Below are 11517 nucleotides of genomic sequence, written 5' to 3' on the forward strand. Positions count from 1 at the left end.
AACCGAGTCCGGACGACGCTTCGCCATCCGGCAGGCATCTAAGGGCTTGCCTCTAGAACACGCTTGAATGGCGCGTGAATTACTGGCGCGGTGATCGGGGAGATCGGTCTCAGAATCTTCAGCCATGGGTTTCGGCCACCACCGACAACAACAACACGCGAACCACCTCGCCGACACGGCGGCTGCTTTCGCCGACCGACCGATGTCCTCTCTCCTGCCTTTCCTGCTCCCAGCCCGACGCCATGGCCTGGCCGGCGTTCTGCTGCTGCTTCAGCTCGCCTGGATGCTGGCGTGCGCGCCCGCTCTGGCCGCCCAGCCGGACGACATCGTGCTGCGCAGGGGCATGGCATCGCCCGTCCAGGTCGACCATGGCGTCGAGCTGCTGATCGAGGAGCCCGGCGAGCACCTGACGCCCCTGCGTGTCATGGCGCCCGAGATGGCCGGGCGCTGGGCCCTCTACCCCGGCAAGCGCATCAACCTGTCGCGCCAGGTCAAGCCGGTGTGGATTCGCTTCACGGTAAACAACCAGGCCGACGCCGGCACGAGCTGGCTGTTGGCCATCGACATGCCGGTGCTGAAGAACATCGATTTCCACCAGGTCGATCCGGCTGCACAGCGTGTGCTGTCGGCCCACAGCGCCGGCCTCAGCCGGCCGACCCAGGGCCAGCTGCTGAAAGACCCGACGCCGCCTTTCCCCATCGAGTTTGGCGCCGGCGAGCGCGCCAGCGTGCTGCTGCGTGTGCAGACCGACACCCAGTTCACCGTGCCGCTCATGCTCTGGGAAGAGAAGGAACTCCACGCCAAGCGATACGACCATGCCGTGGCGATGGGGCTGCTGTTCGGCGTGCTCGGGGTGATGTTCTTCTACAACCTGAGCCTCTTCATCTTCACGCGCGAGCGCAGCTTCCTGTGGTACTCGGCCTACCTGCTGTCCATCGTGCTGTACGAGCTGGTGATCACCGGCTACGGGCCGTTCTACGTCTGGGGCGGCAGCGAGTGGCTGAAGGCGCGCGGCTACGAGCTCTTCGCCTGCTTCAGCTTCCTCACGGCGACCTTGTTCTTCCGCCACTTCCTGTCGCTGAAGCAGGCCACCCGGCACCTCAACCGCATCAACCAGGCCAGCGTCGTGTTCTGGGCGGTGTGCACGCTGGCTGCCTTCTTCCCGTCGACCCGTGCGCTGGGCCTGGCCATCGCACTGGGCGGCATCGCCAGCGGCGTGCTCGGGGTCTACAGCTCGCTCTACCTGTCCATCAAGGGCAACGTGCTGGCCCGGTACTTCGCCATCGCCTGGATCACGATCATCGTGGCCACCTTCGTGACGCTGTTGTCCATGTTCGGCGCGCTGGAGCGGGGCTGGTGGGTGATCAACGCCCAGCACCTGGGCTTCGTGGTCGAGACGGTGCTGCTGTCGATCGCGCTGGCCGAGCAGATCAAGCGCGAGAAGGCCTCCAAGGAAGCCGCCGAGCGCGAATCGCTGCGCCTGTTGCGCAAGGTCGAGCAGGAACGCGAGGAGAAGATCCTCGCCCAGGAGCACGCCCTGTCCGTGCAGCTCAAGGCCAACGAAGAGCTGGAGCTGCGCGTGCTCGACCGCACGGCCGAACTCAAGCGGGCGATGGAGAACGTGGAGCTCGCCAACGTGCAGCTGGCCAAGCTGAGCGTGACCGATGGCCTGACCAAGGTCTACAACCGTCGCTACTTCGACGAGACGCTCAAGAAGGAACACGACCGCTCGGCCCGCACCGGCACGCCGCTGGCGCTGCTGCTGGCCGACATCGACTACTTCAAGAAGATCAACGACACCGTGGGCCACCTGGCGGGCGACGAGTGCCTGAAGCTGGTGGCGGCCACGCTGGCCCGCACCGTGGGCCGCTCCACCGACCTGGTGGCGCGCTACGGCGGCGAGGAGTTCGCGATCGTGCTGCCGGGCACCGACGCCACGCACGCGCTGGAGGTGGCCGAGCGCATGCGGCGCGCGGTCGAGGAGATCCAGTTCATCTACCGCGGCCGGCGCATCCCCATCAGCATCAGCCTGGGCGTGGTGGCACGGGTGACCGACCCGCACCGGCCGGTGGCCGAGTTCATCTCGGCGGCCGACGAGGCCTTGTACGGGGCCAAGGGGGCCGGGCGCAACCGGGCGATGCTGGCCGCGGCGTGAGCCGGGCGGACCTCAGCGCTCTTTCAGCGCGTAGGCCTTGACCTTGAGTACGGGTTTCAGCAGGTAGGCCAGCACGGTCTTCTGGCCCGTCAGCACGTCGACCTCGGCCGTCATGCCCGGGATGATGGGCAGCTTCTCGCTGAAGTTGGAGCGCGTGGTGCGCACGCGCACCAGGTAGTAGGCGTTGCCGCGCTCGTCGACCACGGTGTCGGGGCTGATGTTCTCCACCTTGGCATCGAGGCCGCCGTAGATCGAGAAGTCATAGGCCGTGAACTTGACCAGCGCGCTCTGGTCGGGGCGGATGAAGGCGATGTCTTTCGGCGCCATGCGCGCTTCGAGCACCAGCTGGTCGTCGAGCGGCACGATCTCCACGATGTCCTTGCCGGGCTGCACCACGCCGCCGACCGTATTGGCCAGCAGGCGCTGCACGCGCCCTCGCACCGGCGACTTGACCTGCGACTTGGCCACCTTGTCGGTGAGTGCGACCTGGCCTTCGTTGAGTGCGTTGAGCTTGCCCACCACCTCGGCCAGCTCCTTGCGGGCTTCGTTGCGGAAGGCGATCTCGGTCTCCTGGATTTTGCGCTGCGCCTCACCGATGGCCGCCTGCACGCGGGCGATCTGGGCGCCGGCCTGTTCGGAGTCGCCACGGCTGCGCGAGATCTCGCGCTCCAGCCGCAGGCTGTCGACCTCGCTCACCGCGCCGGTGGCCAGCAGCGGCTTGGTCTTGGTGAGTTCCTGCTGCCCGAGGTCGAGCGCGCGGTCGGCCGAGGCCTTGCGCGAGCGCATCTCGGCCAGCTCCTGCTGGCGCTGCTGCAACTGCTGGTTGTTGATCGACAGCATGGTCGACAGCTCGGTGCGTTTGGCCTCGTACAGCGCCTGCTCGCCCTGCAGGATGCGGATCTCTTCCGGGTCGGTGCTGCTCGGTGGCTTGAACTCGCTGCCGTCGGCCAGCGCGCTCAGCCGCGCCTGGCGGGCGCGCAGTGCGAAGCCCTGGGCCGCGCTCTCGCGCACGCCCGAGGTGGCGCGCGTCTCGTCGATCTTCAGCAGCAGCTGGCCGGCTTCGACCACCTGGCCCTCCTTGACCAGGATTTCCGACACCACGCCGCCGTCGAGCGACTGCAGAACCTGCAGCTGCCGCGAGGGGATGACCTTGCCTTCGCCGCGCGTGACCTCGTCGATCTGCGCGAGCGCGGCCCACAGCAGCAGCAGCAGCATGATGACCACCGAGGCGCGCACGATCTTCTGCGCGCGCTGCGTCTCGCTGCGCGACATCACTTCGTCGGCTTCTTGCTCGAAGCTGCGGAAACCCGCCTGGCTGGCCTGCTGCGGGTCCGTGGCGGCGCCGCCGAAGAGCCGGTCGGTCAGCGGCGTGATGGCCACGCGGATCTTCTCCAGCACCGCGAGCACGCGGTTGCCGGCATGGATGAGCCGCGCATAGGTGCGGCCTTCGGGCTTGTCAGTTTCCGGCGCTGTCATCGGAGATCCTTCGTGCGCGAGCGAAGCAAGCGCGACATCGGGCCACGCCCCAAGGATCCGGCTTTGCCGGGCCTTCGGGGTGGCGCCCCTTGGGGGCAGGAGCGAAGCGACTGGGGGGCCGTCATGCAGCCCTCGCGATGCGGCCGGTGGACAGCGCTTCCATGATGCGGTCGCGCGGCCCGTCGGCCACGATCTTGCCGCCGTCGATCACGATCACCCGCGTGACCATCGAGAGCAGCGAGGTGCGGTGCGTCACCAGCACCACCGTCTTGTTGTGGGCGAACTGGCCGATGCTCTGCGTGATCTGCGCCTCGGTGGTGAAGTCCATCGCGCTGGTGGGTTCGTCGAGCAGCAGGATGGGCGCGTTGTGCAGCACCGCGCGCGCGAGGCCGATGCCCTGGCGCTGGCCGCCCGAGAGCGATTCGCCGCGCTCACCCACCGGCATGTCGAAGCCGCGCGGGTGGCGGTTGATGAAGTTGGCCATGCCCGAGAGTTCCGCCGCCGTCACGATGGCCGAGTCGTCGGCATAGGGCAGGCCGAAGGTGATGTTCTCGCGCAGCGTGCCGTAGAAGAGCGTCACGTCCTGCGAGACGTAGCCGAGGTTGCGGCGCACGTCGGCCGGGTCGAGCTGGCGCAGGTCGATGCCGTCGAGCAGCACCGCGCCTTCGGTGGGCTGGTACAGGCCCATGATGAGGCGCTGGATGGTCGACTTGCCCGAACCCACACGGCCGATCAGTGCCACGCGTTCGCCGGCGGTGATCTTGAAGCTCAGGCCTTCGAGCGCGGAGTCCTGCCGGTTGGGGTAGCTGAACTTGACGTTGCGAAACTCGATGTCGCCGCGCAGCTGCGGGCGCTGGATGAAGCTCTCGCCCTCCGGCCGCTCGACCGGGCGCTCCATGATCTTGTTGAGCGACTCCATCGCCGTGCGGGCGCCCTGGTACTGCATCAAGAGGCCCACGATCTGCCCGGCCGGCCCGAGCGCGCGGCCAGCGAGCATCGAGGCCGCAATCAGCGCCCCCATGGTCAGCTCGCGCTGGCTGATGAGGTAGACGCCGATGATGATGATGGCCACCGTCACCGCCTGTGAGAGCCAGCCGGTGAGGTAGGTGGCCGACGACGACATCGCCCGCATCTGCACGCCGGTGCGCGAGAGGAACACGTTGGCGCGCTCCCACTTGGCCTGCACCACGCTTTCGGCGCCGAGGGACTTGATGGTTTCGATGCCGGTCAGGCTCTCGATCAGCGTGGCGTTGCGCTGCGCCGAGGCCTGGTAGGTGGTCTGCGAGAGCGCGTGCAGCCGGTACTGCAGCACGTAGCCCATCACCAGGATGATGGCGAAGGTGAGCACCACCGGCACGGCCAGCCACGGCGAGATCCAGGCCAGCACGACGATGAAGATCAGCGCGAAGGGCAGGTCGATCAGTGCGGTGACCGTGCTCGAGGCAATGAAGTCGCGCACCTGCTCGAAGCCACGCAGGTTGGAGGCGAAGGAGCCCACCGACTCGGGCCGGTTCTCCAGCCGCATGCCCAGCACCCTTTCCATCAGGCGGGCGGAGATCTGCACGTCGATGCGCGCGCTGGCCTCGTCGACGAAGTGGCTGCGCAGGCCGCGCATGAAGACGTCGGCGCACATGATGAGCACCACGCCGATCGACAGGGCCCACAGCGTCTCGGTGGCGTTGTTGGGCACCACGCGGTCGTAGACGTTCATGCTGAACATCGGGAAGACCAGGGCGAAGAAGTTGATCAGCAGCGCCGCCCAGAGCACGTCGCGGTAGACGAAGCGCTGCTCCATGAGCGCGCTCCAGAACCAGTGCTTGATCTTGACGCTGCGGACCTCGGGCGTGCGCGCGTCGAAGCGGAAATGCGGCCGCACGAACAGCACCACGCCGGTGTAGCGCGCTTCCAGCTCGCCCCGGCCGATGCTGATCGAGCCCTGGCCCGTCTCGGGCAGCAGCACGCGGGCGATCTCGCCACCGGCTTCCCAACTCATCAGCACGCAAGCCTGGTTGTCGCGCAGGATGACGATGGCGGGCAGTGAGGCGATGTCGATGCGGCTGAGCGGCAGGCGCTGCAGCTTGGCCGCCATGCCGGCGCGCGAGGCGGCGCGCTCGGCCAGCTCCAGCGTCAGCCGCCCCTTGCCGTTGGTGCCCAGCGGCAGGCCGGCCGAGAGCGAGGCGCGCGAAGCCGCCTGGCCATGCAGGCGGCACACCTCGACCAGGCAGTCGAGCAGCGGGTCGGGGTTGATGAGGTCTTCGCGCAGCTGCGTGGTGGCACTGCCTGCGGCACCGGCCGGCTGTGCGGGCTGGGCGGGGTGGGGAGGCAGCGGGGCAGGGCCGGTGTTGGGCATGGGGTGGGGCGGGTTGCTCAGCCGATGTCGGCACAGTGCAGGCCGAACTGGCCCTGTCGCCGGTCTTCAAAGAAGCACTTCAAGGTTTCACGCACCGTCCGGAAGGCCAGATCGTCCCAGGGAACCTCCGCTTCGGCAAACAGCTGCGCTTCGATGGTCTCGGGGCCGGGGGCGAAGTCGGTGTCGAGCAGGCGGGCGCGGTAGAACAGGTGCAGCTGGCCCACGCGCACGACGTTGAGCAGGGTGTACAGGCCTTGCAGCTCGACGCGCGCGCCGGCCTCTTCAGTCGTCTCGCGGATGGCGCCCTGCTCGGTGGTCTCGCCCAACTCCATGAAGCCCGCCGGCAGCGTCCAGAAGCCGTGGCGCGGCTCGATGTTGCGGCGGCACAGCAGCACCTTGTCCTTCCACACCGGCAGGGTGCCCACCACGTTCAGCGGGTTTTCGTAGTGGACGGTGCCGCAGACGGTGCAGGTGGCGCGCTCGCGGTTGTCGTCGGCCGGGATGGTGTACTGCACCGGGGACCCGCAGGCCTTGCAGTGCTTGAAACTCCGGGGCGTGAACATCGGGGCAGTTTAGAGCGAGTCAGGCGGGCTGCCTGTTGGCGCAAGCCCTGCCTCGGCAGGGGGTGTGGTCGCGTGGCATCATCCGGCGCGTTCCCTTTGCCGTTCTGGAGACGCTTTCGAATGAGCTATGTGCTGCCAGTTCCCCGCGTGCCTGCCGTGCCCGTTGCGGGCGGCGAAGCGGGGGCCCAATTCCCCATCCACCGCATCTACTGCGTAGGCCGCAACTACGTCGACCACGCCATCGAGATGGGCCACACCGGCCGCGAGCCGCCGTTCTTCTTCCTCAAGCCGGCCGACGCGGCGCTGCCGGTGGCTGAAGGGGTGGTCGGCGAGATGCGCTACCCGAGCCTGACGCGCGACCTGCACCACGAGGTCGAGCTGGTGGTGGCCATCGGCAAGGGTGGGCGCAACATCCGCGCTGTCGATGCCCTGGATCACATCTGGGGCTATGCGGTGGGCCTGGACATGACCCGCCGCGACCTGCAGGGCGAGGCCAAGAAGCTCGGCCGGCCCTGGTGCATCGGCAAGGGCTTCGACCAGTCCGCGCCCATCGGGCCTGTCCGCCCCGCGGCGCAGTGCTACATCAATGCCGCCACCCGCATCACGCTCGACGTGAACGGCGCGCCGCGCCAGGGCAGCGTGATTGGCAAGCTGATCTGGAGCGTGCCGGAGATCATCGAGCAACTGTCCATGGCCTGGGATCTGGCGCCCGGCGACCTGATCTTCACCGGCACGCCCGAAGGCGTGGCGGCGGTGCTTGAAGGCGACACGCTGCATGCCCGTGTGGATGGGGTCGGCTCCTTGCAAGTGAAGATCGTCGCGGGCTGACACGCCATGAAGCTGTACAGCTACTTTCGCTCGTCGGCTTCGTTCCGCGTGCGCATCGCGCTGGCGCTGAAGGGCTTGTCGTACGACTACGTGCCGGTGCACCTGGTCAAGAGCGAGCACCTGAAGCCGCCTTACGACACCATGTTGCCGGCCCACCTGATCCCCGCGCTGCGGGTGGACGACGAGCTGATCACCCAGTCGCTCGCGATCATCGAATACCTCGACGAAACCCACCCCGAGCCGCCGCTGCTGCCCGCCGACCCGCTGGGCCGCGCCCGCGTGCGTTCCCTGGCGCTCGACATTGCCTGCGAGATCCACCCCATCAACAACCTGCGCGTGCTGCGCTACCTCGTGCACGAGATGAAGCTCAGCGAGGAACAGAAGAACACCTGGTACCGCCATTGGGTCGAGACCGGCCTGGAGACCGTGGAACGCCAGCTCGCGGGCCACCCGTCCACCGGCCGCTTCTGCCATGGCGACAGCCCGACCCTGGCCGACACGATCCTGGTGCCGCAGATCTTCAATGCCCAGCGCATGGAGTGCCGCACGGACCATGTGCCCGAGGTGATGCGCGTCTTCGGTGAGTGCATGAAGCTCGACGCCTTCACGGCGGCCCAGCCGTCCGCCTGCCCGGATGCAGCACCCTGACTGGTTGCGGGCCACCTGGCAGCAGCCAGGCGTGGCCAGCCTGATGAGCACGCGGGCCGGCGGTTGCAGCTCGGCTCCGTGGGACAGCATGAACCTGGGCATTGCGGTCGGTGACATGCCGGAGCACGTGGCGCGCAACCGCGAGCTGTTTCAGCAGGCCCTGGGCGCGGCGCCGGTGTTCATGAAGCAGGTGCATGGCACGCGCGTGCTGCGCCTGACCCAGGCCGACCTCGGCACACCCGTGCAGGAGGCAGACGCCTGCATCACGACCGAAACCGGCCTGGCCTGCACGGTGCAGGTCGCCGATTGCATGCCCGTGCTCCTGGCCGCGCCGGGCGCCGTCGGGGCAGCCCATGCCGGTTGGCGTGGCCTGGCCGGTGGCATCGTCGAGGCCACCGTGAATCAGCTGTGCGAGGCGGCTGCTTGCGAACCGGCGCAAATCGAATGCTGGCTCGGGGCTTGCATTGGCCCTGCATCTTTCGAAGTGGGGGCCGATGTTCTCGAAGGTTTCGGTGTCGATCCGGTTCACGTCAACAACCACGCCGATGTGTCGCGCTTCAAGCCACTGCGCGAGGGCAAGTGGCTGGCCAACCTGCCGCAACTCGCGCGTGACCGGCTCGCTGCGCTGGGCGTGGAGCGTGTCACTGGCGGCGAGTGGTGCACGGTGCGTGACACGCTGGAGGGCCGCTCACGGTTCTTCTCGTTCCGGCGCGACGGCGTCACCGGCCGCATGGCGGCTTCCATCTGGCGCAGCTGATGCCGCGTCCTGCTGTTCGGCCGCCCTGCGGGCGCGGCGCCGCATCGGCGCCCCCATCACATACAGCACGATCGACAAGGGCAACACGCCATACAGCAACAGCGTGATCAGTGCGCCCAGCACCGTGCCGATCGGGCTCATGGCCTCGGCCGCCGCCATCATCAAAACCACGAACATCCAGCCTATGGCGACGAGATACATTTTTGTTCTTTCATGAGCCAGATCACGAAAATGACGTATCCGGCGGCGCACACTTTAGCGCCGCGAGCGCTGTCCAGATGAGCCTGCAAGGAGACACATGAGTACCAAGACATCGCGCGCCCAGCCTGCGGCTGAGGCTTATGGCTCGACCGTGGGCGAGGCGTTCAAGGCGCTGACCGATCTGAACCTGCCGCTGCCCACCTTGAGCGCCATGCAGAGCGAGTACGTGAAGGAAGCCACCGAGTTGTGGAACCGCATCGTCAGCCCGCCCAAGGGCGAGGCACGGCCCACCCTCGACGACAAGCGCTTTGCCGATGCCGCGTGGTCGGGCAATCCAGCCGCCGCCTTCAGCGCCCAGCTCTACCTGCTCAATGCGCGCACGCTGAACAAGCTGGCCGACAGCCTGCAGGGCGAGGAGAAGACCCGCCAGCGCGTGCGCTTTGCCGTGCAGCAGTGGGTGGCCGCGGCCTCGCCCAGCAACTACCTGCCGCTCAACCCCGAGGCGATGAACCTGGCCGTCAAGACACAGGGCGAGAGCCTGTCGCAGGGCCTGCGCCAGCTGTGGCAAGACCTGCAGCAAGGCCACATGTCGCAGACCGACGAGACCGTGTTCGAGGTCGGCCGCAACGTGGCCACCACCGAAGGCAGCGTGGTGTTCGAGAACGAGCTCTTCCAGCTGATCGAATACAAGCCGCTGACCAAGACGGTGTTCGAGCGCCCGCTGCTGATGGTGCCGCCCTGCATCAACAAGTACTACATCCGCGACCTGCAGCCCGAGAACTCGCTGATCCGCCATGCGGTGAGCCAGGGCCACCGTGTGTACGTGATGAGCTGGCGCAATGCCGACGACTCCGTGGCCCAGTTGACCTGGGACGACTACATCGAGACCGCCGCCATCAAGGCCATCGACGTGGTGCAGGAGATCACCGGCGCCAAGACCATCAACACGCTGGGCTTCTGCGTGGGCGGCACGATCCTTGCCACTGCGCTCGCGGTGCTGGCGGCGCGCGGCAAGAAGCCTGCAGCCAGCATGACCTTGCTGACGACCTTCCTGGACTTCACCAACACCGGCGTTCTGGATCTCTTTGTCGACGAAGCCATGGTGCAGATGCGCGAACTGACGCTCGGCCCCGACAGCCCCGGAGGCGGCAGCCTGCTCAAGGGGCAGGAGCTGGCCTCGACCTTCAGCGCGCTGCGCCCCAACGATCTGGTCTGGAACTACGTGGTGGGCAACTACCTCAAGGGCGAGACGCCACCCCCCTTCGACCTGCTCTACTGGAACAGCGACAGCACCAACCTGCCCGGGCCCATGTACTGCTGGTACCTGCGCAACACCTACCTCGAAAACAACCTCATCAAGCCGGGCAAGACCACCGTGTGCGGCGTGCCGGTCGACCTGGGCAAGATCACCGCACCCACCTACGTCTACGGCTCGAAGGAAGACCACATCGTCCCGTGGGACGGCGCCTACCGCAACACCCAGGTGCTCAAGGGGGCCAAGTGCCGCTTCGTCCTCGGCGCCTCGGGCCACATCGCCGGCGTGATCAACCCGCCGGCCAAGAAGAAGCGCAACTACTGGGTGGGTGGTGCGGCGCTGCCTGCCACGGCCAAGGCCTGGTTCGACAAGGCCAAGGAGACCCCGGGCAGCTGGTGGCCCGACTGGGACGCCTGGCTCAAGAGCCATTCCGGCAAGCAGGTGCCTGCACCCAAGGCGCCTGGCAACCGCACCTACAAGCCCATCGAGCCTGCACCCGGGCGCTACGTCAAGCAGAAGGCTTGACCTGCTCCGTGCCCGAGACCACATTCATTCGACCCGTCCAACCAGGAGAACCGCCATGTCCGACATCGTGATCGTTGCAGCCGCCCGTACCGCCGTGGGCAAGTTCGGCGGCAGCCTGGCCAAGGTGCCCGCGCCCGAACTCGGCGCCGCGGTGATCGTGGAGCTGCTCAAACGCGCCAAGCTCACCGGCGACCAGGTCAACGAGGTGATCCTCGGCCAAGTGCTCACCGCCGGATCGGGCCAGAACCCGGCCCGCCAGGCCGTCATCAAGAGCGGCCTGCCGCAATCGGTGCCGGCGCTGACCATCAACGCCGTGTGCGGCTCGGGCCTCAAGTCGGTGATGCTCGCCGCGCAGGCCATCCGTGACGGCGACTCCGAGATCGTGATCGCCGGCGGGCAGGAGAACATGAGCCTCGCGCCCCACGTGCTGCCCAACTCGCGCGACGGCCAGCGCATGGGCGACTGGAAGCTGGTCGACTCGATGATCGTCGATGGCCTGCTCGATGTGTACAACCAGTACCACATGGGCATCACCGCCGAGAACGTCGCCAAGAAGTACGGCATCAGCCGCGAAGCGCAGGACGCGCTGGCCCTGGCCTCCCAGCAGAAGGCCGCGGCCGCGCAGGACGAACTCGCGCTCGGCAGCCAGACCAAGGCGGCGGCCGCCCAGGACGCCGGCAAGTTCAAGGACGAGATCGTCGCCGTCAACATTCCGCAGAAGAAGGGCGACCCGATCGTCTTCGACAAGGACGAGTTCAT

11 protein-coding genes are annotated in these 11517 nt (G+C 67.4%); 6 read left to right on the forward strand and 5 right to left on the reverse strand.

Annotation, left to right across the window (positions count from 1 at the left end; genetic code table 11):
- Nucleotides 1-118: 118 nt before the first annotated feature.
- Entirely contained in the window at nt 119-370 is a 252-nt protein-coding gene (locus VFL64_RS08505; protein ID WP_489539945.1) for a hypothetical protein, read from the reverse strand.
- Here VFL64_RS08505 and VFL64_RS08510 point away from each other — a divergent pair.
- Nucleotides 344-2155 carry a sensor domain-containing diguanylate cyclase gene (locus VFL64_RS08510; RefSeq protein WP_489539946.1) on the forward strand — a complete coding sequence of 604 codons (1812 nt, stop codon included), beginning with the start codon at nt 344-346 and terminating at the stop codon, nt 2153-2155. The genes VFL64_RS08505 and VFL64_RS08510 overlap by 27 nt on opposite strands.
- 12 nt (nt 2156-2167) lie before the next feature.
- On the opposite strand, the gene VFL64_RS08515 is transcribed toward VFL64_RS08510, so the two are convergent.
- The 3 genes from VFL64_RS08515 to VFL64_RS08525 form a co-directional block, all read right to left on the reverse strand.
- Nucleotides 2168-3631 carry an HlyD family type I secretion periplasmic adaptor subunit gene (locus VFL64_RS08515; RefSeq protein ID WP_489539947.1) on the reverse strand — a complete coding sequence of 488 codons (1464 nt, stop codon included), beginning with the start codon at nt 3629-3631 and terminating at the stop codon, nt 2168-2170.
- A 121-nt stretch (nt 3632-3752) separates the two neighbouring features.
- A complete protein-coding gene (locus VFL64_RS08520) occupies nt 3753-5981 on the reverse strand; it encodes a type I secretion system permease/ATPase (protein ID WP_489539948.1) in 2229 nt (742 codons plus the stop codon).
- Between the two features lie 17 nt (nt 5982-5998).
- Nucleotides 5999-6544, reverse strand: a complete 546-nt coding sequence (locus tag VFL64_RS08525; protein WP_489539949.1) for an NUDIX hydrolase — start codon at nt 6542-6544, stop codon at nt 5999-6001.
- A 120-nt stretch (nt 6545-6664) separates the two neighbouring features.
- Here VFL64_RS08525 and VFL64_RS08530 point away from each other — a divergent pair, with 120 nt between their 5' ends.
- Genes VFL64_RS08530 through pgeF form a run of 3 tightly spaced genes read left to right on the forward strand, consistent with a single transcriptional unit; the run spans nt 6665 to nt 8777 of the window.
- Nucleotides 6665-7372 (forward strand): fumarylacetoacetate hydrolase family protein, encoded by a 708-nt coding sequence (locus tag VFL64_RS08530; RefSeq protein WP_489539950.1) that lies wholly within the window; start codon nt 6665-6667, stop codon nt 7370-7372.
- A 6-nt stretch (nt 7373-7378) separates the two neighbouring features.
- The gene (gene maiA, locus VFL64_RS08535; protein ID WP_489539951.1) at nt 7379-8020 is read left to right on the forward strand and encodes a maleylacetoacetate isomerase; all 642 of its coding nucleotides are present in this window, start codon (nt 7379-7381) and stop codon (nt 8018-8020) included.
- Entirely contained in the window at nt 8007-8777 is a 771-nt protein-coding gene (gene pgeF, locus VFL64_RS08540) for a peptidoglycan editing factor PgeF (RefSeq protein ID WP_489539952.1), read from the forward strand. Before maiA ends, pgeF begins: the two co-directional genes overlap by 14 nt.
- On the opposite strand, the gene VFL64_RS08545 is transcribed toward pgeF, so the two are convergent.
- Nucleotides 8709-8978, reverse strand: coding sequence for a hypothetical protein (locus VFL64_RS08545; RefSeq protein ID WP_489539953.1), 270 nt, complete (start codon nt 8976-8978; stop codon nt 8709-8711). The two genes, pgeF and VFL64_RS08545, sit on opposite strands and share 69 nt — an antisense overlap.
- A 97-nt stretch (nt 8979-9075) precedes the next feature.
- Here VFL64_RS08545 and phaC point away from each other — a divergent pair, with 97 nt between their 5' ends.
- Nucleotides 9076-10758 (forward strand): class I poly(R)-hydroxyalkanoic acid synthase, encoded by a 1683-nt coding sequence (gene phaC, locus VFL64_RS08550; RefSeq protein WP_489539954.1) that lies wholly within the window; start codon nt 9076-9078, stop codon nt 10756-10758.
- Nucleotides 10759-10813: 55 nt separating this feature from the next.
- Nucleotides 10814-11517, forward strand: a 704-nt coding sequence (locus VFL64_RS08555; protein WP_489539955.1) for a thiolase family protein, incomplete at its 3' end; no start/stop codon positions are given.

This window comes from Rhizobacter sp., assembly GCF_035702065.1.
In the GTDB taxonomy this organism is placed as follows: Bacteria; Pseudomonadota; Gammaproteobacteria; order Burkholderiales; family Burkholderiaceae_C; genus Rhizobacter.